Annotated in this window: 24 protein-coding genes and 1 riboswitch; of the genes, 8 read left to right on the top strand and 16 right to left on the bottom strand. The window is 58.3% G+C overall.

The features are described 5' to 3' along the window. Positions 1-45: 45 nt before the first annotated feature. Both AACY11_RS13365 and cobO read right to left on the bottom strand, forming a co-directional pair. A complete protein-coding gene (locus AACY11_RS13365) occupies positions 46-1,395 on the bottom strand; it encodes a cobyrinate a,c-diamide synthase (protein WP_339433699.1) in 1,350 nt (449 codons plus the stop codon). After that, positions 1,392-2,003 (bottom strand): cob(I)yrinic acid a,c-diamide adenosyltransferase, encoded by a 612-nt coding sequence (gene cobO, locus AACY11_RS13360; protein ID WP_339433700.1) that lies wholly within the window; start codon positions 2,001-2,003, stop codon positions 1,392-1,394. Before cobO ends, AACY11_RS13365 begins: the two co-directional genes overlap by 4 nt. Positions 2,004-2,085: 82 nt before the next feature. Continuing rightward, a riboswitch (cobalamin riboswitch) is annotated at positions 2,086-2,311 on the bottom strand. A 153-nt stretch (positions 2,312-2,464) separates the two neighbouring features. On the opposite strand from cobO, the gene AACY11_RS13355 reads away from it, so the two are divergent. Together AACY11_RS13355 and AACY11_RS13350 are read left to right on the top strand one after the other, a co-directional pair. Then, a complete protein-coding gene (locus AACY11_RS13355; RefSeq protein WP_339433701.1) occupies positions 2,465-3,049 on the top strand; it encodes a hypothetical protein in 585 nt (194 codons plus the stop codon). A 66-nt stretch (positions 3,050-3,115) separates the two neighbouring features. Then, positions 3,116-4,429 (top strand): PQQ-dependent sugar dehydrogenase, encoded by a 1,314-nt coding sequence (locus AACY11_RS13350; RefSeq protein ID WP_339466661.1) that lies wholly within the window; start codon positions 3,116-3,118, stop codon positions 4,427-4,429. Positions 4,430-4,495: 66 nt separating this feature from the next. Here AACY11_RS13350 and AACY11_RS13345 read toward each other — a convergent pair whose 3' ends face one another. The 5 genes from AACY11_RS13345 to AACY11_RS13325 form a co-directional block, all read right to left on the bottom strand. Then, positions 4,496-5,032: a C40 family peptidase gene (locus AACY11_RS13345; RefSeq protein ID WP_339433703.1), complete on the bottom strand. Its 537-nt coding sequence runs from the start codon at positions 5,030-5,032 to the stop codon at positions 4,496-4,498. A 220-nt stretch (positions 5,033-5,252) separates the two neighbouring features. Beyond that, entirely contained in the window at positions 5,253-5,867 is a 615-nt protein-coding gene (locus AACY11_RS13340) for a C40 family peptidase (RefSeq protein WP_339433704.1), read from the bottom strand. 214 nt (positions 5,868-6,081) lie between these two features. After that, the gene (gene hda / locus AACY11_RS13335) at positions 6,082-6,786 is read right to left on the bottom strand and encodes a DnaA regulatory inactivator Hda (protein WP_007919828.1); all 705 of its coding nucleotides are present in this window, start codon (positions 6,784-6,786) and stop codon (positions 6,082-6,084) included. A gap of 217 nt (positions 6,787-7,003) precedes the next feature. Then, positions 7,004-8,077 (bottom strand): AI-2E family transporter, encoded by a 1,074-nt coding sequence (locus tag AACY11_RS13330; protein WP_339433705.1) that lies wholly within the window; start codon positions 8,075-8,077, stop codon positions 7,004-7,006. Positions 8,078-8,111: 34 nt separating this feature from the next. Next, positions 8,112-9,170 carry a DUF2066 domain-containing protein gene (locus AACY11_RS13325; RefSeq protein ID WP_339494954.1) on the bottom strand — a complete coding sequence of 353 codons (1,059 nt, stop codon included), beginning with the start codon at positions 9,168-9,170 and terminating at the stop codon, positions 8,112-8,114. A gap of 370 nt (positions 9,171-9,540) precedes the next feature. On the opposite strand from AACY11_RS13325, the gene purM reads away from it, so the two are divergent. The 3 genes from purM to AACY11_RS13310 are packed head-to-tail and all read left to right on the top strand — an operon-like array spanning position 9,541 to position 11,971. Beyond that, positions 9,541-10,599 (top strand): phosphoribosylformylglycinamidine cyclo-ligase, encoded by a 1,059-nt coding sequence (gene purM, locus AACY11_RS13320; RefSeq protein WP_221732188.1) that lies wholly within the window; start codon positions 9,541-9,543, stop codon positions 10,597-10,599. Continuing rightward, complete coding sequence (purN, locus tag AACY11_RS13315) at positions 10,599-11,249, top strand: phosphoribosylglycinamide formyltransferase (RefSeq protein ID WP_339433708.1); 651 nt, start codon at positions 10,599-10,601, stop codon at positions 11,247-11,249. The genes purM and purN overlap by 1 nt, the downstream gene beginning before the upstream one ends. Before the next feature lie 8 nt (positions 11,250-11,257). Next, a complete protein-coding gene (locus tag AACY11_RS13310) occupies positions 11,258-11,971 on the top strand; it encodes a DUF3108 domain-containing protein (protein ID WP_339433709.1) in 714 nt (237 codons plus the stop codon). Positions 11,972-12,081: 110 nt separating this feature from the next. Here AACY11_RS13310 and AACY11_RS13305 read toward each other — a convergent pair whose 3' ends face one another. Both AACY11_RS13305 and AACY11_RS13300 read right to left on the bottom strand, forming a co-directional pair. Then, positions 12,082-13,707: a methyl-accepting chemotaxis protein gene (locus AACY11_RS13305; RefSeq protein WP_339494952.1), complete on the bottom strand. Its 1,626-nt coding sequence runs from the start codon at positions 13,705-13,707 to the stop codon at positions 12,082-12,084. A 130-nt stretch (positions 13,708-13,837) separates the two neighbouring features. Continuing rightward, positions 13,838-14,893: an amidohydrolase family protein gene (locus AACY11_RS13300; RefSeq protein WP_401160266.1), complete on the bottom strand. Its 1,056-nt coding sequence runs from the start codon at positions 14,891-14,893 to the stop codon at positions 13,838-13,840. A gap of 128 nt (positions 14,894-15,021) precedes the next feature. Between AACY11_RS13300 and AACY11_RS13295 the strand changes: the two genes are divergently transcribed. Together AACY11_RS13295 and AACY11_RS13290 are read left to right on the top strand one after the other, a co-directional pair. Further along, the gene (locus AACY11_RS13295; protein ID WP_339494951.1) at positions 15,022-15,438 is read left to right on the top strand and encodes an OsmC family protein; all 417 of its coding nucleotides are present in this window, start codon (positions 15,022-15,024) and stop codon (positions 15,436-15,438) included. 61 nt (positions 15,439-15,499) lie between these two features. Further along, complete coding sequence (locus AACY11_RS13290) at positions 15,500-16,363, top strand: pirin family protein (protein WP_339494950.1); 864 nt, start codon at positions 15,500-15,502, stop codon at positions 16,361-16,363. A gap of 99 nt (positions 16,364-16,462) precedes the next feature. On the opposite strand, the gene AACY11_RS13285 is transcribed toward AACY11_RS13290, so the two are convergent. The 4 genes from AACY11_RS13285 to AACY11_RS13270 form a co-directional block, all read right to left on the bottom strand. Then, on the bottom strand, positions 16,463-17,191 hold the full coding sequence (locus AACY11_RS13285; RefSeq protein WP_339494949.1) for a dienelactone hydrolase family protein: 729 nt from the start codon (positions 17,189-17,191) through the stop codon (positions 16,463-16,465). A 69-nt stretch (positions 17,192-17,260) separates the two neighbouring features. Further along, on the bottom strand, positions 17,261-19,165 hold the full coding sequence (gene htpG, locus AACY11_RS13280) for a molecular chaperone HtpG (RefSeq protein ID WP_339433715.1): 1,905 nt from the start codon (positions 19,163-19,165) through the stop codon (positions 17,261-17,263). 81 nt (positions 19,166-19,246) lie between these two features. Then, entirely contained in the window at positions 19,247-19,699 is a 453-nt protein-coding gene (locus AACY11_RS13275) for a PaaI family thioesterase (protein ID WP_221732179.1), read from the bottom strand. Beyond that, entirely contained in the window at positions 19,696-20,172 is a 477-nt protein-coding gene (locus tag AACY11_RS13270) for a PaaI family thioesterase (RefSeq protein ID WP_339433717.1), read from the bottom strand. The genes AACY11_RS13275 and AACY11_RS13270 overlap by 4 nt, the downstream gene beginning before the upstream one ends. A gap of 158 nt (positions 20,173-20,330) precedes the next feature. On the opposite strand from AACY11_RS13270, the gene AACY11_RS13265 reads away from it, so the two are divergent. After that, positions 20,331-20,567, top strand: a complete 237-nt coding sequence (locus AACY11_RS13265) for a hypothetical protein (protein WP_339433718.1) — start codon at positions 20,331-20,333, stop codon at positions 20,565-20,567. Between the two features lie 77 nt (positions 20,568-20,644). Here AACY11_RS13265 and AACY11_RS13260 read toward each other — a convergent pair whose 3' ends face one another. The 3 genes from AACY11_RS13260 to brnQ form a co-directional block, all read right to left on the bottom strand. Beyond that, the gene (locus AACY11_RS13260) at positions 20,645-21,046 is read right to left on the bottom strand and encodes an MAPEG family protein (RefSeq protein ID WP_339433719.1); all 402 of its coding nucleotides are present in this window, start codon (positions 21,044-21,046) and stop codon (positions 20,645-20,647) included. After that, a complete protein-coding gene (locus AACY11_RS13255) occupies positions 21,046-21,783 on the bottom strand; it encodes a DUF599 domain-containing protein (RefSeq protein ID WP_221732175.1) in 738 nt (245 codons plus the stop codon). Before AACY11_RS13255 ends, AACY11_RS13260 begins: the two co-directional genes overlap by 1 nt. Before the next feature lie 195 nt (positions 21,784-21,978). Next, a complete protein-coding gene (brnQ, locus tag AACY11_RS13250) occupies positions 21,979-23,292 on the bottom strand; it encodes a branched-chain amino acid transport system II carrier protein (protein WP_339433721.1) in 1,314 nt (437 codons plus the stop codon). Between the last annotated feature and the right edge of the window lie 161 nt (positions 23,293-23,453).

The raw sequence follows: 23,453 nt of genomic DNA, 5'->3' as shown, positions 1-23,453 counted from the left end.
CCTCTTCGCGAGCAAGCTCGCTCCCACATGGGTCGGGGTGCTTGCTCAAGAAACGCGATCCCCTTTGGGCGCGAGCTTGCTCGCGAAGGCGGCCTCGCGGTCAGGCAGCAATAGTGCAGCAATAGCCGCAGGATTCGACGGGAAGTAAAAATGCACATACGACGCCGTCATCCGCCCGTCCCGATAAACCGCCTCCGCACCACGCCCGCCATTCGGGCTCAGGCCTCGGGCAATCGGCGTCAATTCAGTCGTCGTCAGGGAATGGTGATAGGTGTGGCCGCGCAACGTGCCTTCCGGCAGATCAACCGCTTGCAGCGCCAATGCCGCCAGGCGTTTCTGCATCACCGCATCGCCTGCGAGCAAGCCGACCAGTTCGGCGCGACTGCCCTCAACGTCAGTCAACGAGTCGAGCAGATACAGCATGCCGCCACATTCAGCGAGCAACGGTTTTCCTGCCGCATGATGGGCGCGGATGGCATCGAGCATTGCGCTGTTCTGCGATAACGCAACGTGGTGCAGTTCCGGGTAACCGCCGGGCAGATAGAGGCTGTCGGCCTCTGGCAACTGCGTATCGCGGATCGGCGAGAAGAAACTCAACACAGCGCCCATCGCCCGCAACAGGTCGAGGCTGGCGCCATAGGTGAAGGCAAACGCTTCATCGTGGGCGACGGCGATTCGCACACCTTTTAACAAGGGCTCTACATTGATGACTTCAGGCGCGGCAAATTCCACGGCCGGTGGCAGCGCTACCTCGCAACTGCTGGCAAGCGCTTGTGCAGCGGCGTCCAGGCGCACATCGAGGTCATTGAGCTCACCGGCCTGAACCAGACCAAGATGACGGCTCGGCAATTCGATGCCGGTCTCGCGGGACAATGCGCCATACCAGCGCAAGCCTTCGGTCAGGCTGCCTTCGAGCAATTGTGCGTGACGCAACGTACCGACCCGGTTGGCCAGCACGCCAGCGAACGGCAGATCCGGCTGATATTTCGCCAAGCCCAGCGCCAACGCACCAAAGGTCTGCGCCATCGCCGTTCCATCAATCACACCCAGCACCGGCACGCCGAAATGCCGAGCCAGATCAGCGCTCGACGGCGTGCCGTCAAACAACCCCATCACGCCTTCGATCAGAATCAGATCGGCCTCGGCTGCGGCCTCCCACAGCAGACGACGGCTTTCCTGCTCACCGACCATCCACATGTCCAATTGATAGACCGGCGCACCGCTGGCGCGCTCGAGAATCATCGGATCGAGAAAGTCCGGGCCGCACTTGAACACGCGCACCTTGCGCCCTTGATTGCGGTGCAAACGGGCCAGCGCGGCCGTGACGGTGGTCTTGCCCTGACCGGAAGCCGGCGCGGCAATCAGTACCGCCGGGCAATGACGTGACTGATTCAAAGTTCGACGCCTTTCTGCGCTTTGATACCGGCCTGGAAGGCGTGTTTGATCATGCCCATTTCAGTGACGGTGTCGCCCATCTCGACCATTTCCGGCTTGGCGCCGCGCCCTGTGACAATCACATGCTGCATCGGCGCACGCGCCTGCAAGTCGCTGAGCACCTGATCGAGATCGAGGTAGCCGTGCTTGAGGGCGATATTCAGCTCATCCAGCACCACCAGGCCAATCGACGGATCGCGCAAAAGCTCGCGGGACACTTCCCAAGCGGCTTCGGCGGCGGCGATATCGCGCTGACGGTCCTGGGTTTCCCAGGTGAAGCCCTCGCCCATCACATGAAAGCGCACCTGCTCGGGGAAACGCCGAAAAAACAGCTCTTCGCCGGTGCTGTTGCGCCCCTTGATGAATTGCACCACGCCGCAGCGCATGCCGTGCCCCATGGCGCGGGCGAGCATGCCGAACGCCGAACTGCTTTTGCCTTTGCCATTGCCGGTGAGCACCAGCACCAGGCCGCACTCATCAGGCGAATTGGCGATACGTTCATCGATCACGGCTTTTTTGCGCTGCATACGCGCCAGATGGCGTTCGTCACGCTCAGGGGAATCAGTCATGGGGGAGCTCTCCGTTGAGGCTGGATAACGGCGGGCAGGCACAAGAATAGAAGGCAAAAAAGCCTGGCATCGCCCACCGTGATGCCGTTGGATGAATCAGGCCGGTCTCCGGGCTCATGAGCGGCGAATCGCCTGGCTGCGCGCCTTCCCGCTTTGAGCAGTGGCATTCGACGCAGTTTTCACTCATTTACCGTTGCGGGGGCAGCGCCGGGATCGTGGTTGCTCTTCGTTTGAAGACGACCCTCACCGGCTTCCCTGTTTCACTCTGTCGACAGGGGTCACAGAGCACCTGAAACAAGCCGCGAAGGTTAGAGGGTTGGGGGTGGAGCGTCAATTAAAGAGGAGGCTGTCGGGCGAATAACTGCCGTCGATCAATTATCTGACGCCAATCTTGTGCCACACTCTCAAGAGTGATATCAAAGAGCCACAATCTCACATCACACAAGAATAAGGTGAGCCACATGCAAGGCATGATCATCAGCAACCCGCGCCTGGAATTTCTGCGCCCGGTACTGGAACGCTGGTTTGACTGTATCGACCGCTACAACGCCGTGCGCGGCGACAGCGACACACCCTACTGGCATGACGAGAAAGCCAATCTCGGATTGCTTTCCGCTGCGGCCTGGATGGCCGAACTGGTGACGCTAGAGCAGACCGCTACCCGCAAGCAAAACGAGGATGGCGAGCGCAATGCCCGCGCCGACCTGTTCCTGGCCGGCGCCGAAGATCGCGCGTTCATTCAAGCCACCCAGCGCTGGCCACGCGTGAACAACCTCAACCTGACCCAAGCCCTGCTGGAGATCACCAGCGACGCCAAACGCATCAGTTTCGCCAGCGACCTCAAGCTCGGCTGCCTGTTTGTCGCCCCGCAAAAAGCCCAGCACAGCGCCACCCCCGAAGAACTGCAGGACATGGTCGACGACCTGCAAAAAGAACACACCTGCGCCGCGGCCTGGTATTTCCCTTACGCCTATCGCAAATTGCGCAGCGATGCTGGCAACTATCACCCGGGCATTGCCGTGCTCTTCAAGGAGGCCCGCGGCTAAGCGGTTGAACCATCGGGCTTGCGCGTGCCTCTATGATTACGAATGCATTCATAGGGAAGATCAGCAATGCGCAAGACCCAGCTCGCTCTCGTTATCGCGCTCGCCGGGGGGCTCGCCGCCTGTGGTGAATCCTCAAGCCTTCAAGTCTCCGACGGCACCGGCCCGTCACCGAAACTACCCGAACCCAACAAAACCCTGATCCCAACCGTGAATATCGCCCCGGCGGTCGGCTGGCCAGATGGCGCAAAACCGACTGCCGCGGCAGGCACGCAAGTGGCGGCATTCGCCGAAGGTCTAGACCATCCGCGCTGGCTTTACGTGCTGCCCAACGGCGACGTGCTGGTGGCGGAAACCAATGCTCCGCCCAAACCTGACGACAGCAGCGGCATTCGTGGCTGGATCATGAAGAAAGTCATGGGCAAGGCTGGCGCCGGCGTACCGAGCGCAAATCGCATCACCCTGCTACGTGATGCCGATCACGATGGCGTGGCTGAGACGCGTACGGTGTTTGTGCAAAATCTCAACTCACCGTTCGGCATGACCCTGGTCGGCAATGACCTGTACATCGCGGACACCGATCGCCTGCTGCGCTTGCACTACGAAACTGGCGCAACAGAAATCAAAACGCAGCCGATCAAGGTCACCGACCTGCCGGGCGGCACGCTGAATCATCACTGGACCAAAAACGTCATTGCCAGCAAGGACGGCAGCAAGCTGTATGTCACTGTCGGTTCGAACAGCAACGTCGGCGAGAACGGACTGGATAGAGAAGAAGGTCGCGCAGCGATCTGGGAAGTGGATCGGGCCACCGGCGATCACCGGATCTTCGCTTCAGGCATCCGCAATCCCAACGGCCTGGCTTGGGAGCCAAGCACCGGCGCATTGTGGACCGCAGTCAATGAGCGCGACGAGATTGGCAGCGACCTGGTGCCGGACTACATCACCTCGGTCAAGGATGGCGGTTTTTATGGCTGGCCGTTCAGCTATTACGGGCAGCATGTCGATGTGCGCGTCAGCCCGCAGAATCTCGACCTGGTGGCCAAGGCCATCGTCCCGGATTACGCCGTCGGCCCGCACACCGCCTCACTGGGCCTGACTTTCGCCGAAGGCAACACACTGCCCGCGCAATTCAAGGAAGGGGCGTTCATCGGCCAGCACGGCTCTTGGAACCGCAAGCCGCACAGTGGTTACAAAGTGATTTTCGTACCGTTTACCGGCGGCAAGCCGAATGGCAAACCGGTGGATGTGCTGACCGGTTTCCTCGACAAGGACGAAAACGCTCTGGGTCGCCCGGTAGGCGTGGTGATCGACCAGCAAGGTGGCTTGCTGGTGGCCGATGATGTGGGAAACAAAGTTTGGCGGGTGTCTTCCGCTCAATAAATCAGGGGCCGACACATAACAAATGTGGGAGCGGGCTTGCCCGCTTCCACATCTCTTTTCCCAGCGCTACGGGTTATGCGCCAGATGCTCAGGCTGCAACACCCGCTTGGCACTCAGGTACGCCTTCTGCCAATACGCTTTCGACAGGCTATCGAGCTTCACCGTACCGCCGGTAGCCGGCGCATGCACGAAACGCCCTTCCCCGACATAAATCCCCGCATGACTGACCTGCGAGCCGCCATTGGTGGCGAAGAAAATCAGATCGCCTGTCTGCAAGCCTTCTTTACTGACATTCGGCGCCTGCATGACGATCAGTTCGCGGGTAGAGCGCGGCAGAGAAATACCCGCGGCATCACGATAAACAAAACCGATCAAGCCACTGCAATCAAACCCCGAATCCGGGGTATTGCCGCCCCAGCGATAAGGCGTGCCGACCAGGCCAAGCGCGCGGAACAACACGTCGTCGGCAGCAGGTGAATAAGACTGAGAAGGGCCGAACGCTACCGGAGCGCGAACAACCGGCGCAGGTGGTGGCGTGCGACTGGCGCAGGCGCTGAGCAGCGCTGCGAAAAACATCATTGCAAGGCGGGCCGACATGGTCATAAGCAGAACATCCTGATCTGGCTGCGGCTTTCTCTGCCGGATGGACAGAAAACAAAACCGCCTGCGTGAACACGCAGGCGGTTTGCCATCAATATAGGATCAGATTCTAGCGGCTACACGACAAACTTCAAGTAAGACTTTAACTTCACCTTGTAAAGTTTAGGTCTACTGCGTTGCCGATGGCAGATTGTCGCCGCGAATGCAGCGACAAAGGGCGGTATTACTTGCGAGCGGTGACCACGGTCGGTGCCATCGCGAGCGCGCGCTTGGCCTCGATGAAGGTCTTGCTCCAGTAGCTGTCACCTAGGTTATCGATACGAACACCGCCGCTACGACGACTGCTGGAATGAATGAACTGGTTGTCACCCAGGTAGATCCCGGCGTGACTGACACGACCGCGACGACCACTGGTGGCGAAGAACAGCAGATCACCTGGTTCGAGGTTGCTGCGCGATACCAGCGGTGCATCAACGTTGATCATTTCGCGGGTGGAGCGAGGCAGATTCATGCCAGCTTCTTCGCGAAACAGATAACCGATGAAACCACTGCAGTCGAAACCAGCCTCCGATGTACCGCCAAAACGGTAACGGGTACCGATCAGGGACATGCCGCGCTCAAGGATGCTGTCGGCCAGAACTGGCAACTCATAGGGCTTCTTGTTGAAGTCAGAGAGTTCTTTTTCGGTATCCAGCTCTTCCTGGTAAATAACGGAAGACTGGGCAGTAGCAGAATTTTTAACCTGTTGTGACTGCTCTTGAACTGGAGAATGAGCAGCGCAACCGTACAACAGGGTGACGAGTGCGAGAGGCACGAGGGGTGCGAAGCGCTTTAGCATGGGCACGACCGTGGCTGGTAGTTGTAAAGAAGCCGAGACTATGCCCGCTATCGACTTCATTTGCAAATTCAATCGATCTTTTTGTGACTTCCCGGTTTCTCGTTTACATCTAAGCGCTTAAGCCCATTTGAAACGAAACGCGGCCTGCACAGCCTGCAGGAAAGCGGATTTTCTGGCGCCTGAAATATGCCGAGACCCAATGAAACCCAAGGCTTTACCAGCCCAAGGTTTCCTTGAGGAAAGGAATGGTCAGCTTGCGTTGAGCCTGCAATGAGGCCTGATCGAGTTGCTCGAGCAGATCAAACAGCGCGCTCATGCTGCGAGTGCCGCGAGTCAAAATAAAATGTCCGACCTCATCCGTCAGGTGCAGACCGCGACGCGACGCACGCAATTGCAGCGCACGCAACTTGTCTTCATCGGAGAGAGGACGCATCTGGAAAATCAGCGCCAGGGTCAGGCGTGATTTCAAGTCAGCCAGTTTCACTGGCAGCTCACGCGGAGAGGTTGAAGCGGCAATCAGCAAGCGCCGACCGCTGTCACGCAGACGGTTGAACAGATGAAACATCGCCTCTTCCCAGTCAGCCTTGCCGGCAATGACCTGCAAGTCATCCAGGCAGACCAGTTCGTACTGCTCAAGGTTGTCGAGGATTTCGACGCCACGATCCATCAACTCGGCCAACGGCAGGTACACCGCAGGTTCACCCATCTGCTCGAATCGCAAGCAAGCGGCCTGCAACAGATGCGTACGCCCTACGCCGTGTTTACCCCACAGGTAGATCAGGCTTTCTGTCCAGCCGGCGTCGGCTTCGCATAGGCGCTCGACATAGCCGAGTGCAGCGGCATTGGCGCCTGGGTAGTAGTTGATGAAGGTGGCGTCGTCGCGCAGACGCACACCTAGGGGCAGCTGAATCGGTTTCATGCTGACTGAACAGTTCTCAAGGAACCGTTAGTGGCCTCTGTGTAAAGTTTGCGAAGTTTATACCCGTGAAGCTGAGCGCACAATGCGACAGAGTCCAAGCAAAATCAAAGGTTTGCGTTAACGCATTGGTTTTATGACAGATTCTCTGACGCGGTCAGACCCGTATCACCCGCAAGACACGAGCCAACCCGGCGATCTGCCGGGTCGCCCGTCTCGATCACAGCTCGAGTTCGTCCACGCCACTATAAATGTCGGAATCCTTGTACAGATCGTGCACATGTCGCACCAGCACCATGATCACGGCCGCTACCGGCAACGCCAGCAGTACCCCGGTGAAACCAAACAACTCGCCGCCGGCCAGAATCGCAAAGATCACTGCCACCGGGTGCAATCCGATCCGGTCGCCCACCAGCAGCGGCGTCAGCACCATGCCTTCCAGCGCCTGACCAATCATGAATACCGCGACGATCCCGACCATCGGGTACAGATCCCCTCCGAACTGGAACAACCCGGCAATCAGCGCCGCACCAATGCCAATCACGAAACCCATGTACGGCACGATCGCCGCCAGACCCGCAATCAGACCGATCAACAGCCCCAACTCCAGACCGACGATCATCAGCCCAGCCGCGTAAATCACGCCCAGCGCCAGCATCACCAGCAACTGACCGCGCATGAATGCCCCTAGCACCTCATGGCATTCGCCAGCCAGCGTTACCACGCGCTCCTCACGATCACGCGGCAGCAGGCTGCGAATCTTGGCCATCATCAAGTCCCAGTCTCGCAGCAGATAGAAACCCACCACCGGGATCAGCACCAGATTGGCCAACCACCCAATCAGCGCGAGCCCCGAAGCCGTCGCCTGACTGAGCACCACACCGACAATGTCACTGGTCTGGCCCATGTGCTCGCTGATGGCCGCCTTGACCTTGTCGAATTTCCAGAAGCCATCCGCCAACCCCAGCTTCGACTGCGCCCATGGCACCGCCGTGTGCTGCAACCAGTCCAGCATTTGGGGGGTCAACTCATACAATCGCAGCATCTGTTTGGCCAGCATCGGCACCAACACCAACAACAGCGCCGTCACGATGAGCGAGAACAAGGCAAACACGGTGATTACGCCCCAGGTTCGGGACAGCCCGAGCTTTTCCAGTCGATCCACCAGCGGATCGAACAGATAAGCGAGCAGCAGCGCCACCAGAAACGGCGTGAGGATCGGGTGCAGCAACCACACAAACGCGCAAAGCAGGACCACCCCACCGAGCCAGAACCAACGCCGCGTATCGGCCATTTACCACTCCTGCTTCTTCTATATAAGGAAAGACTTACCAGCGAAACCGCAGAGACGGCGCCGCAGGTGTCGGGGCCGGAGCAGCAACCGGCGCTGCACCCTGGACCGACGCTTGCGGCGCAGCCACAGGCACCGGCGCTTCGGCCGGCAACTCCTGCAACTTCGCCAGCGACAACTGAGCACGCAACTGATCGACACTGCCATTGACCCGATAGACGATACGATCGCCATCAACACTCTGCAGACGCACCCCATACGGCTCGAGCACCCGCAACAACGTCGCATAGCGCTCCAGATTCATGCCCTGCACCTCCAGCGTCTGCTGACCTGAAGTGCCGGGCTTGACCACATAACGCGGCGCCAGTCGCTCGGCAACCGCCAGCATCACGGCATCGGCCACGGCGGCCTGATCGGCACCCTGCACGCTCCCCGCGTCTTTTTGATCGGCCATCCACAAGTGCCATTTGGCCTGCCACTGCCCGCCCTCTTCACGGGCATGTACTGCCAGCAAGGCGTCAGCATTGTAGCGTTCCGAAGCGTCCTGCAATGGCGCCGGATCAGAGCCATCCAGTACTGGCGCGCTAGCAACCAATTGTTCGCTGAGGTCCGCCAGCGGCAAACGCAATGGCAAACCGCGATGCTGAGCGGCTGCACGCAGCGGCGCAGCAGCGGCCTGACCATCACCGACCAGACTCGAACCCTCGGTCGAGTCACTCAGCCACCAACCCAGAATCGACGGCCGACTGGCCCCCCACAGGGATAACCCGGCGCGGCGCAAGGCCTGCTCGGTGGTATTGGGGTCGAAATCGACTTTCAGCACCTCAGGTGGACCGGCATCAAAGCCGAACCGGGTGATGATCTGCTGCGGATCTTTCCTGATCGGCGCCAACCCGGGATTTTGCGGGGCTTTAGGATCACCGGTCAGGCGCAACACCAGGGTGTCCAGCGCGGCCTGGGTCGCGCGATCACGCTCTTGCGGCGCTTGGCCGCTGACCGGCTCACGCACTTGATAAAGGCCTTTGAGGTTATCGGCATGACTCGCCAGGCTGACCACAGACAAACAGGACACAAACAACAATTTACAAAAACGCATGGAAAATTCCCGTCGACAGGAGCGGCTGGAACAGGCCGCGTGAACCGATTGAGCAAGGCTGTGACCACCGGCCGTTGCAAAACATTCACACAGCGGCGGTAAGTTTTTGCACAGTGATAACGATAGACGGTTAATTGCAACACCTTATACAGGCACCCGGACGGCTCAATTGCAAAAAATTTCGGCCGATATGCCCCTGCCCGTCGGTGCGAGGATGGCCGCTGCCCCTCAAGCCTGATAAAATCGCGCGCCTTCGCAGACCGGCAACAGCCGGGCACCTCGAAACTCGCGTGAGGCAATCGCCCCATCGACTTCGGCGTTCCCGCTGAACTCGGTCGTTACCCCTGAATCCCCCCTAAAGGCCTGGATCATGAGCAAGCAACCCTCCCTGAGCTACAAGGACGCCGGTGTAGACATCGACGCCGGTGAAGCATTGGTCGAACGCATCAAGAGCGTCGCCAAGCGCACTGCGCGCCCGGAAGTCATGGGCGGCCTGGGCGGTTTCGGCGCCCTCTGCGAAATCCCGGCCGGCTACAAGCAGCCTGTGCTGGTCTCCGGCACTGACGGCGTCGGCACCAAGTTGCGTCTGGCACTGAACCTGAACAAGCACGACAGCATCGGCATCGACCTCGTTGCCATGTGCGTGAACGATCTGGTGGTGTGCGGCGCCGAGCCACTGTTCTTCCTCGACTACTACGCCACCGGCAAACTCAACGTCGAAACTGCAACCCAGGTCGTTACCGGCATCGGCGCTGGCTGCGAACTGTCCGGTTGCTCGCTGGTGGGCGGCGAAACCGCAGAAATGCCTGGCATGTATGAAGGCGAAGACTACGACCTGGCCGGTTTCTGCGTCGGTGTCGTGGAAAAAGCCGAAATCATCGACGGCTCGAAAGTCGCCACCGGTGACGCCCTGATCGCCCTGCCATCGTCCGGCCCGCACTCCAACGGCTACTCGCTGATCCGCAAGATCATCGAAGTGTCCGGCGCCGACATCGAAAACATCCAGCTCGACGGCAAACCGCTGACCGACCTGCTGATGGCGCCAACCCGCATCTACGTCAAGCCGCTGCTCAAGCTGATCAAAGACACCGGCGCCGTCAAAGCCATGGCCCACATCACCGGCGGCGGCCTGCTCGACAACATCCCGCGCGTTCTGCCAAAAGGCGCCCAGGCCGTTGTTGACGTGGCCAGCTGGACTCGCCCGGCCGTCTTCGACTGGCTGCAAGAAAAAGGCAACGTTGACGAAACCGAGATGCACCGCGTACTGAACTGCGGCGTAGGCATGGTCATCTGCGTGGCTCAGGAGCACGTTGAAGTGGCCCTGAACACCCTGCGTGAAGCGGGTGAGCAGCCTTGGGTCATCGGTCAGATCGCTGCCGCCGCCGAAGGCGCAGCTCAGGTTGATCTGAAGAACCTTAAGGCTCATTAATGTCCGCAACCTGTGATGTCGTGGTGCTGTTGTCCGGCACCGGCAGTAACTTGCAGGCCTTGATCGACAGCTCGCGGACCGGCGACAGCCCGGTTCGCATCGCTGCGGTGATTTCAAACCGCGCCGACGCTTACGGCCTGCAACGCGCCAGTGACGCGGGTATCGCCACCCGCTCGCTGGATCACAAGGCATTCGAAGGTCGCGAGGCCTTCGATGCTGCCCTGATCAAACTGATTGACGAATTCAATCCCAAACTCGTGGTACTGGCCGGTTTCATGCGCATTCTCAGCGCTGATTTCGTTCGCCACTATCAGGGTCGCCTGCTCAATATCCATCCGTCGCTGCTGCCCAAATACAAAGGGTTACACACTCATCAGCGCGCGCTGGAAGCCGGCGACACCGAGCACGGCTGCTCCGTACACTTCGTCACCGAGGAACTCGATGGCGGACCACTGGTCGTACAGGCAGTATTACCGGTAGAGTTGCACGACACGCCGCAGAGTCTGGCGCAACGGGTTCACGTTCAGGAGCACCTGATCTATCCGATGGCGGTACGCTGGTTTGCCGAAGGCAGGCTGACGCTCGGAGAACAAGGTGCTTTACTGGATAGCCAGCTACTCGCGGCCAGCGGCCACTTGATTCGAAACTAGGAGATATTATGCGTCGCGCCCTGCTCTTCGCTTGCGCTCTGCTCGCCCTGCCTTTCGCGCAGGCAGCAGACCTTCAACCGTTCTCCGCCAGCTATACCGCCGACTGGAAACAGTTGCCCATGAGCGGCACCGCCGAACGCAGCCTGACCAAGGATGCCAACGGCGTCTGGACGCTCAGCTTCAAGGCATCGATGATGATTGCCAGCCTGAGTGAAAAAAGCACCCTGACCCTGGACAAGGACACCTTGCTGCCGCAGTCCTACCACTTCGAACGGGGCGGCCTGGGCAAAGCCAAGAAGGCTGACCTGGATTTCGACTGGAACAGCAAAATGGTTACCGGCACTGACCGTGGCGACGCGGTGAAGATCCCGCTCAACCGTGGCATGGTCGACAAATCCACTTATCAGCTGGCGCTGCAACATGACGTAGCTGCCGGCAAAAAGACCATGAGCTACCAAGTGGTCGATGATGGCGAAGTCGACACCTATGACTTCCGCGTGCTGGGATCGGAAAAGGTCGACACCAAGGCTGGCAAGATCGATTCGATCAAAGTCGAGCGCGTGCGCGACCCGACACAAAGCAAGCGCATCACCGTCCTGTGGTTCGCCAAGGATTGGGACTATCTGCTGGTTCGCCTGCAACAGGTTGAAACCGACGGCAAGGAGTACAACATCATGCTCCAGGACGGCACGGTCAACGGCAAGGTTGTCAAAGGCAGCTGATCCAGCGCGATATTGAGGAGCCCCGCAAAGCGGGGCTTTTTCATGCCTGCAATTTGCGCAACAACACACAACCACTGTGAGCGGGTTCACCGTTGCGATCGGCTATCGAGTCATACCGAGAATTTGGCCACCATGGTGTTCAGATCCACCGCCAACCGCGATAACTCCTGACTCGCTGCACTGGTTTGATTAGCCCCCGCCGACGACTGCATCGCCAGATCGCGGATGTTCATCAGATTGCGATCCACCTCCCGCGCTACCGCGGCCTGCTCTTCCGAAGCGCTGGCGATCACCAGATTGCGCTCGTTGATCAGCGTAAACGCCGACGCAATTTCCTCCAACGCCACTCCCGCAGCTTTGGCCAACTCCAGTGTTGAACCCGCTCGCCCATTGCTCTGCTGCATCGAATTGACCGCCGAATCGGTGCCCTGCTGAATACCGCCAATCATCTGCTCGATTTCCTGCGTCGACTGCTGGGTACGATGGGCCAACGCCCGCACTTCATCGGCCACCACTGCAAACCCACGCCCGGCATCGCCGGCCCGCGCCGCCTCTATCGCAGCGTTAAGGGCCAGTAGATTGGTCTGCTCGGCAATTGAACGAATGACATCCAGTACCTTGCTGATGCCATGAACCTTCTGCGCCAAATCCTCTACCTGACTCGCATTATTGGTAACGTCCTGGGCGAGACACTCAATCGACGTCACGGTCTGGCGCACCTGTTCACGACCATGCTGGGCAATACGATCGGATTCGCGCGAGGCTTCGGACGTCGCCACCGCGTTGCTGGCCACCTCCTCCACCGCTGCCGTCATCTGATTGACCGCCGTGGCCGCCTGCTCGATTTCGAGACTCTGCTGATGCAGTCCGCGCGTTGCGTCTTCCGTGACACAACTGAGTTCTTCCGACGCCGAAGCCAACTGGGTGGATGACTCGGAGATATGCCGAATCGTGTCACGCAGATTGTGCTGCATGCTTTGCAGCGCTTGCAGGAGTCGCGCCGGCTCGTCCTTGCCTGCAATGTCGATCTCTCCAGTCAGATCACCTCCGGCCACCACTTGCGCCACGCCCAACGACTGCGCCAACGGCATCACGATGCTGCGGGTCAGTAACAACGCCAGGCCTATGGTGATCAACGCCGTGACGGCGATCATCACACCGACCCACACCCGCGAATTGATGAACACTAACCGTGCAGCTTCGGTAGCAAGATTGGCGTTGTGCTTGTTCAGTTCGACCAGTTCACGCAGGGTGACCGTGATGTCATCGGCCAACGGGCTCATCTGAGTGTTGAGAATCGCCGCCGCTTCCTCTACCCGACTCTGTGCGGACAACTGCATCACCTGCGCCTGAAACTCCAGGTACTTGTGCTCGGCAACTTTGAAACGATCAAACAACTGACGCTCCTGGGGCAGCACGATCAGCACGTCATATCGTTGCTGAGCTTCACTGAGCACGCCGCGCAACTCATTGAGTTTGGCTACATTCTGCTCAAGCGCCTGCCGATCACGGTCGATCAACAGGCGCATGGTCAACGCCCGCAGGCGAAGCATGTCCTGACTCATCTCGCCGACGACCATCACGCTCGGCAACCAGTTTTTATCGACCTCATCAGACTGGGCACGCATGTTGGACATTTGCAGCAAGGCGAACGCCCCCAGGGCAAACACCATGAGGGCCAACAGGCCAAAACCCAATCCGGCGCGCGGGGCAATATTGAGACTACGGATACTCATTGCTCTGGTTCCTTCCAAAAGCGCTGCATCAACCCTGCAGCTGGTTGCTCTAGAAGGTATCGGCCGGGCGGAAATTTGCGTAAGACCAAAACGTGATATCAAAACGCCTTAATACTCCGAACACGCGGCATTATCGATTCAGCGTGGTTTTAGCGGATTTGAGCTCCGTTCGTGGCAAGATCGCCAGGAAGTTGTCCTTTGCGACTTTATGGGCGACGTCTTCCGGTAGCGCATCGAGAAACGGTTTGAAGCTGTGCATTTCCTGACCGAGCCTGTTGAATCGCCCGACCACGTCCGAACCGAGCATGAAGCGCTCCGGATAACGCTCTACCAGTGCCAGCCATACCGGGCGAGGCTTCCCCTGCGCATCCAGCAGATACGGAGTGAGCATGGTCCAGGACAGATCGATGTAGAGATTCGGATAGGCCTCAAGCATCCGCGTCAGGGTCGCAAGCAGGAATTTCAACTGTGTCTGATGCCGATGAATCTCGGCGCTTGTCCCCGCGTGCGCCCAGATAAATCGGGTGTGCGGATGATTACGCAGCGGCTCTTCGATTTCCCTCAGATAAAGCGGATTTTTCTCACGTTTGGAGGTGATGTTGGAGTGCAGCATCACCGGCAGATCGTTTTCCGCCGCCAGATGATAGATCCTGGTCATCGCTTCGTTATTGGCGCGTGGCGTGTCACCAGACGTCAGCGCCGTCAGATCGTCATGGCGGGTGAACACCTCGCCGATGCCCTGCCATAGCCCCGGGTACAGATCGAGCATGCGCTGGATGTGCGCAGCAGAGTTTTTGTCGTTGGGGTTGAAACCTGAAAGAAAGGGATGGAAAAAGGGGCGTTGTTCAGGCGTTAGTTTTTGCACCGCATCTGCAACGATCACGTCGGTGGCGCTGTACCAATACGCATCGGCATCATCGCCGGCGTAATAACGCGGGCGTTTGGGTTCGTCTTCGTGCCACTTTTTGGCCACGGGAATACCGGAAATCATCACATGCTCGACGAAGTTGTCCTTCATGGCTGTCAGCAGTTTCGACATGCCAGCCGTTTCCTGGAAAAAATCCACGTAGTGCAGGTGCGCGTCGCTGTAGGTGTATTCGCGGGCACTGGCCGAACTGGCAAAGGCCAGAAGGCAGGCAAGACTCAAACGATACAGGGACACAATTAATCTCCAACAAGTAGGCATAACCTAGACCCCGTCCTGACGACAAGGGTTCATCCCGCAGGAAAGTGGAACGCGTGCCGGTAGGAATGCTCTATAACTGCAAGGTCTTTTTTGATCGAACGACTTTTCCTACTGCCAGTGAGGTTCCCATGACCGTTACCGTCAATACCGTCTCCGCTGAAGGCTTTCGTCACACCGCAAGGATCGATGACCACGAACTGTTTGCCGACGCACCGAAATCTGCCGGTGGCGAAGGCTCGGCCCCCGAGCCGCATGATTACTTTGACGCGGCTCTGGGGGCCTGCAAGGCAATAACCCTGAAGATGTACGCAAAGAAGAAAGACATCCCGCTGACGGGCGTAGGTGTCGACGTCAAACGCGACAACAGCGAAGAACAAAAAGGCAAATACGTCTTGCACGTCACACTCACCCTCAAAGGCGTATTGACTGACGCCCAGCGTGAAGAACTGCTGCGCGTTGCCGACCGCTGCCCAATCCACAAGCTGATGACCACCACCGACGTGACGATCGAAACCCACGCGCCACAAGGCTTCGACAGCCAATAATCAACACGCGCGCTGCGGCGGGTTATGCTCTGCACATCACCCGCTCAGCCTGGAATGCACCATGGACACGCAACCTCTGATCATCCGCGCGCGCGCCGAAGACGTCGAAGGCCAGCCGATTCTGCGCCCACTGCCGTCAGCCAAATGCCGCAGCGTCGGGCCTTTCGTGTTTTTTGATCACATGCTCGAGACGATTTATCCGACGGGCAAAGGCATGAACATCCGACAGCATCCGCACATCGGCCTGTCGACCCTGACCTATCTGTTTGAAGGGCAAATCCAGCACAAGGACAGCCTCGGCTCCGATCAGGTGGTCAGCGCTGGCGATGTCAGCTGGATGACCGCTGGCAGCGCCATCGCTCACGTCGAGCGCACACCTGAGCCGTTGTGGAAGCAAAGCTTCACCATGCACGGTTTGCAGATCTGGCTGGCCTCGCCCAAGGATCATGAGCAAGGCCCTGGGCATTACAGCCATCACCCGGCGGCGACGCTCCCCGTCAGCGATAACCTCGGCGTGCAGATTCGGATGATTGCCGGGTCAGGCTTTTGTCTTGAATCGCCGGTACCGGTGCTTTCTCCTACGCTGTACGCCGAAGTGAAAATGCAAACGGCAACCACACTGCTGATCCCGACCGAGCATCAAGAACGGGCGGTGTATGTGTTGAGTGGTGATGCGCAATTGAATGGCGAAACGATCGACCCCCATCTATTGGTCGTGCTCCCGCCCGGGGAAGAGATGAGCTTGTTTGCCGAGACTGATTGTCATGCTGTGGTGTTCGGCGGCGCCCCGCTGGACGGACCTCGGCGGATCAACTGGAATTTTGTCGCGAGCGATCCGGCAGCCATTGATGAGGCACGGCGCAAATGGGCGGCCGGGGATTGGCCGACAGTGCCCGGGGAAAGTGAGCGGATTGAATTGCCCTGAATCTTGTGTCGCTGATTAACCCTCTTCGCGAGCAAGCCTGTTCCCGCACTGGAACGCGTTCCAATGCGGGAAAAGAGGCCAGAACAGGCGCCGCCTGAATCAGCCCCTGAACACTTCATCCAATAAGTCATGCATCGACTTGAAGGCGCGCGCAGCGGTCTTCGCGTCGTACATCATCTTGCCCGGCACATTGGCGTGCGGATCGGTAAACGAGTGCACTGCACCGCCGTAGCTCAGCAATTGCCAGTCCACGCTCGCCGCGTTCATCTCATCTTCGAAAGCCGGCAATTGCTCTTTCGGCACCAAGGGGTCGGAAGCACCATGCAACACCAGCACCGAGCCCTTGATGTTCTTCGCCTCCGCCGGGTTTGGCGAATCCAGCGTACCGTGGAACGACACCACTGCCTTCACCGGCGCACCGGTACGCGCCAGATCCAGCGCACAACAACCGCCAAAACAGAAGCCGAACACCGCCAGCCTGGAAATATCGACCGCGGCTTCACCCTGCGTGTGCAACTGCTCGAACGCCGCTTGCATGCGCTTGCGCAGCAAGGCCCGATCATTTTTCAGCGGCATCATCGCCGCACCAGCCTGATCGGCGTTCTGCGGACGCACCGCCTGACCGTAAACGTCAGCGATCAACACCACGTAGCCTTTGGCTGCGACCGATTTGGCGACCTCTTCGGCGCCGGCACTGACGCCCATCCAGTTCGGCGCCATCAACAGACCCGGACGCGCGCCCTTATGATCGGCATCGAAGGCTAACCGGCCTTCAAAAGGCTGGCCATCAATCTGATAGACCACGGAACGTACAGTGACTTGGCTCATTTCTGACTCCTGATTTGTTAAACACCAGAATGAAAAAACCCGCCGAAGCGGGTTTTTTTTGCAACGTGATTAAACCGACAGTTCAACCAGCAGCTTGTTCAGACGGGTCACGTACGCGGCCGGGTCTTTCAAGCTTTCGCCAGCCGCCAAAGCGGCCTGATCGAAGAGGATGTGCGACAGGTCGCCAAAACGTCCTTCGTTCTGCTCGCCGTCGAGTTTCTCGATCAGCGGGTGGCTCGGGTTGAATTCGAAGATCGGCTTTGATTCCGGCACTTTCTGCCCGCTGGCTTCGAGGATCTGGCGCATTTGCAAGCCCAGGTCCTGTTCACCGATGGCCAGAATGGCTGGCGAATCGGTCAGACGATGAGACACGCGAACCTCGGCAACGGAATCGCCCAGCGCGGTTTTCAGACGCTCGACCAGACCTTCTTTGGACTTGGCGACTTCTTCTGCGGCCTTCTTGTCCTCTTCCGAGTCCAGGTTGCCCAGATCGAGATCACCGCGTGCCACGTCGACAAACGTCTTGCCGTCGAAATCGCTGAGGTAGCTCATCAGCCACTCGTCGATACGGTCGGTCAGCAGCAGCACTTCGATGCCTTTCTTGCGGAAGACTTCCAGGTGCGGGCTGTTCTTGACCTGCGCGTAGGTTTCGCCGGTGAGGTAATAGATCTTGTCCTGACCTTCCTTGGCGCGCGCCAGGTAGTCAGCCAGACCGACAACTTGCTCGCCGTCTTCGTCATGGGTCGATGCGAAACGCAGCAGCCCGGCGATTTTTTCCTTGTTGGCGAAATCCTCGGCCGGGCCTTCTTTCATGACCTGACCGAAGTTTTTCCAGAAGCCTTTGTATTGCTCAGGCTCGTTCTTCGCCAGTTTTTCCAGCATGTCGAGTACGCGCTTGGTCAGCGCCGACTTCATCGAGTCGATGATCGGGTCTTTCTGCAGGATTTCCCGCGACACGTTCAGCGACAGATCGTTGGAGTCGACCACACCCTTGATGAAGCGCAGGTACAACGGCAGGAACGACTCGGCCTGATCCATCACGAACACACGCTGCACGTACAGCTTCAGGCCTTTCGGCGCCTCACGCTGGTACAGGTCGAACGGTGCGCGGGCCGGCACGTACAGCAGCGAGCTGTATTCGAGCTTGCCTTCGACTTTGTTGTGGCTCCAGGCCAACGGGTTTTCAAAGTCATGGGCGATGTGCTTGTAGAACTCCTGGTATTCCTCATCCTTCACTTCGGTGCGAGGACGGGTCCACAGGGCACTGGCGCGGTTGACGGTTTCCCACTCAACGGCTGGCGGCTCTTCGCCTTCGGCTGCGGTGACTTCTTTCGGCAGTTCGATCGGCAGGGCAATGTGATCGGAGTACTTCTTGATGATGTTGCGCAGACGCCAACCATCGGCGAACTCGTCTTCCGCCGCTTTCAGGTGCAGGACAATGCGAGTGCCGCGCTCAGGTTTTTCGATCGTGGCAACTTCGAACTCACCCTCGCCTTTCGACGACCAGTGCACGCCTTCGCTGGCAGGTGTGCCGGCGCGACGGCTGTACACGTCAACCTGGTCTGCAACGATGAAGGCCGAGTAGAAACCGACGCCGAACTGACCGATCAGGTGAGAATCCTTCTTCTGATCGCCCGAGAGGTTTTTCATGAAATCGGCAGTGCCCGACTTGGCGATGGTGCCCAGGTGGGTGATCACATCGTCACGGTTCATGCCGATACCGTTGTCTTCGAGGGTGACGGTTTTGGCGTCTTTGTCGAAGCTCACACGGATTTTCAGGTCTGCGCCACCTTCGAGCAACTCAGGCTTGGCCAAGGCTTCGAAGCGTAGCTTGTCTACAGCGTCAGAGGCGTTCGAGATCAATTCGCGAAGGAAGATTTCCTTGTTGGAATACAGCGAATGGATCATGAGGTGCAGCAGTTGCTTCACCTCGGTCTGGAAGCCCAGGGTTTCCTTTTGAGTTTCCACACTCATGGTCATCAAACTCCAATCAGATGGCATTGGCCGCGACCCGAATGGTCTGCGGCGGGTTGTCATCAGAGTTTGGGGCAGTGTTCAGGATTTCAAGGGGTCATCGATTTTGAAGTGCGCACGGGCAGTGGCAATCGGTTCATTTTCGGTGCTTTGCCATGCTGTGACCGCGACATTAGCGACTCGCCGCCCCTGCCGGCAGACCTCGCACTTGGCCCAAGTGTCGCGAAATTGCCCGGCTCGCAGGTAATCGAGGGAAAAGTCGATGATCTTCGGCACGCCCGGCGCACCGGTAAAAATCAATAAATGCAGGGCAGCGGCCAGCTCCATGAACCCGGCAATAACGCCGCCGTGGATCGCCGGCAATAAAGGGTTACCAATGTTGTCCTTGTTCGCCGGGAGCTTGAAAAGCAACTCATCACCGACCCGTGAGCATTCGATGCCGATCAGCCCGGCGTAGGGGATCAACTTCAGCAGCGGCGCGTAGTCACCCTGTTCGTGGGCCTGTTGCAGTTGATCCTTCAATTCATCACTCATTGACCTTCCCCCTTGATCGCACCGCCGAAACCTTTGGTGCCCCTGAGCCCCTTCCCCATACGCATGAACGTGCCAACGACATGGGCGATCGGCTGTCCGGGATCATCCTGATAAGCAAAGCCGCGAGCGAAGATCACATCGGTCGTTACCCGGTAGCACTGAGCGAAGCCATAAACATCTTTGCCGGGTTCAGCGGCGTGCATGTAGTCGATGCGCAGATCAAGAGTCGGGCAAACCTCGAACTCCGGTAGTACACACAAAGTGGACATCCCGCAGGCCGTGTCCATCAACGAGGTGATTGCCCCGCCATGAATCACCCCGGTTTGCGGATTGCCCACGATTTTCGGGCTGTACGGCAGGATAACCGTGAGCCCTTCGGTAGAGGCGCTGTGCACCTGCAAACCAAGAACCTGACAGTGACGCAACGCCGACAGAAATCGTGTCGCACGCTCAAAAACGGGGTGGTCAGCCATTTGATAATTACTCTCGTTAAATCCATTTGCCAGTAGTAGGAAACACAGCAAAAGTTCCGCAGCAAAACAAACTTATATATCTGAAACAAATGAGGAACTTAACCCTCAGGCGTGAGCTCTTAAGGCCAGTAGTTATTTTCCATAAGGAGAAACACCCCATGCGTAAGACTTTAGCTATTGCCTTGATGTTGACCGCGTCCCTCGGTCTCGCTGCCTGCGATAAAAAATCCGAGGACAAAGCTCAAGATGCCAAAGAACATGCTGAACAAGCTCAACAAGACATGAGCAAAGCTCAGGATAAAGTGAACGACGCAGCAAAAGAAAACGCCGAAGCCGCCAAAGATCAGGCGGAATCGAACGAAGCTGCGAAAGACGAAGCTGCCAAGACGCAATAAATCGCCTCTTGATGCAGAAAAAGAAAACCCGCCAAGTGCGGGTTTTCTTTTGCCTGTTACTTTTCGGTAATGCGCTGTTAAAGCAACACCGTTCTAAAAGTCGGACTAATCATCAATAACAACGAACACAATAAACCGATTCCCCAGACCAGGCTGCGCAGTCGCGGCAGGTCAGCCAGGTAAAACCACAGGTAGATGATCCGGGCTATTACAAAAATGATTGCCAATGTATCGATCAACCACCCCGCCGTTTGCGTGGTATGCGCCATCAGCACGCCTACCGAAAACAACATGAACGCTTCAATACTGTTCTGGTGAGCCGCCAGCGCCCTGGCGCCGTAACCGGTGAGCTGCGCCTGCTGTTGGCGCGGCAGGTGATTGTTGTAACCACCCTGCTCTTTCATGGCCTTGGCCACCGGCATACGCGCGATGTAAATCAACAGCGCACTGATAAACACACACCAGAATGGAATACTCATCAAGCAGCTTCCTTGTTCGCCTCGGGGATGGGCGCCTCTGTAGGGGTATACACCATTACATCGAGGACGTCGGAATGAAATTCGCGGCGGTATAACACCACCACGACCCCGGCGCTCATCATCATGAACAGCCAGGGGCTGACGAACCACGCCAGCATGCTCATGCCGAAGTAATAGGAGCGCAGGCCAAAGTTGAACTGGTTGGCCGCCATCGAAATCACCCGCGCCGCCCGCAAAGCGAAGGCCTTGCGCTCCTGCTCCGAGACTTGTCGCTCACCGATCATGGGCGCCGAGCCCACCAGAATCGCCGCAAAGTTGTACTGACGCATGCACCAACTGAACGTGAAGAACGCATAGACGAACACCAGGGCCAGACACAGCAACTTGATCTCTGACATGCCTTGCGACGCCTGCTGCACCATCGGAATATCCGCCAGCAACGACACCGCCCGCTCGGAAGCACCAAGCACGGTGAGAATACCGGCGAGAATAATCAGGGTACTGGAGGCGAAGAACGAGGCGTTGCGCTCCAGATTGCCGATCACGCTAGCGTCCGCGATGCGGTTGTCGCGCAGCAACATGCGGCGCATCCAGTCTTCACGATACAGGTGCAGCACGCTGGCCAGGCAAGCGGTGTCGCGAGCCTTCCAACTGGCGTATCGGGTGTAACCGCCCCAGCAGATGACAAACCAGAGTGCGGCGAGCAAATGGATCAGGTTAGCTTGGATGAACGACATGCAATTCCTTGTCAAATATGAGCACTTTATCGGGGGGAGCGGGTTTGCTCGCTCCCACCAGAATCGATGTAATCGTTCGACGTTAGCTCAGGAAAAAAGACACTGCCTGATGTTCATAAAAAATGCCCCGTATCGATTGATACGGGGCATTTCTGTTTAATCGCCCAAGACCCGCTTGTGGCGGGTCAGGAAACGTCAGGCAATGGCTTCACTACGCTTGCCCAGCACGCGATCGCAGATCACTGCAACCACCAGGGTCATCACACACGGCACCAGCCACGCCAGGCCCTGTTCACTCAGTGGCAGATGCGACAGTTGCGATGGCAGCCAGTCGGCCAGACCGGCGCCTTTCAGAGCGTCGATGCAGCCAAACACGAAGGACACCAGCATCACTGGGCCGATGATACGGCCGTGCTCATGCCAGAAATCTTTGCAGAAGCTCAGCGCTACCAAAACGATGCATGGCGGGTAGATCGCGGTCAGCACCGGAATGGAGAAGGCGATCAATTTGGTCAGGCCCAGGTTGGACACCAGCAGCGAGAACGCCGCCAGAATGATCACCAGCGTCTTGTAGGACAGTGGCAGCACTCGGCTGAAGTATTCGGCACACGCGCAGGTCAGGCCCACGGCCGTCACCAGACACGCCAACGAGATCAGCACCGCAAGGAAACCGCTGCCCAGGGAGCCAAAGGTGTGTTGCACATAAGCGTGCAGTACCGCAGCGCCATTGGTGGCACCAACGGCTACTTCGTGGCTGCCGGAACCAAGACGGAACAGGCTGATATACACCAGCGCCAGACCGACACCGGCAATGAGTCCGGCGATGATCGCATAACGGGTGATCAGCGCAGGCGACTCGACACCACGGGAGCGGATCGCGTTAACGATGACGATGCCGAACACCAGCGCACCGAGGGTATCCATGGTCAGGTAACCATTGATGAAACCCTGGGAGAACGGTGCAGCCACATATTCCGGAGTACCGCTACCGATATCTCCCGCGGGCAAGGCGAATGCAGCGATGCCCAGTACCGCCAGTGCAATGATCTTCAACGGCGCGAGGAAGCGACCTACGGTGTCGAGCAGACGGCCCGGATACAGCGAGATGAAGAACACCAGCAGGAAGTACACGGAACTGTAGAGGAACAGCGCCAGCGGGCTCTCGCCAGTCAGTGGCGCCAGACCCACTTCGAACGACACGGTCGCGGTCCGCGGTGTGGCGAACAATGGACCGACCGCCAGGTAGCAAGCGGCCGCCAGCACACCGCCGGCAATCTTGCCGATCGGGCTGCTCAACGTGTCCATTGCGCCGCCGACCTTGGCCAGCGCAATGACGGTGACCACCGGCAAACCGACCGCCGTGATCAGGAAGCCCAGTGCCGCCATCCAGACGTGAGGTCCGGCCTGCAAGCCGACGATCGGCGGAAAAATGATATTGCCAGCCCCAACGAACAGGGCAAATGTCATAAAACCAAGTGCCAGGATGTCCTGACCTTTCAAAACTTTCATTAAGGAAATACCACACTACTGAATCGGAATTTAGAGGGGGATTGCCCTGTGGGATTAGGGAAATGCTGTCGATCCGTATGGGACTGACCCGTATAGCGCGTTGCATGCCTTGTGGGCGGCAGACGCAAAAATGGCGGCTAGCCTAACGAATTTGGCTTACA

The sequence above is a fragment of the Pseudomonas sp. RA_105y_Pfl2_P56 genome (genome assembly GCF_963970845.1).
Taxonomy (GTDB): Bacteria; Pseudomonadota; Gammaproteobacteria; order Pseudomonadales; family Pseudomonadaceae; genus Aquipseudomonas; species Aquipseudomonas baetica_A.
This window is presented reverse-complemented; position numbering and strand designations above follow the sequence as displayed.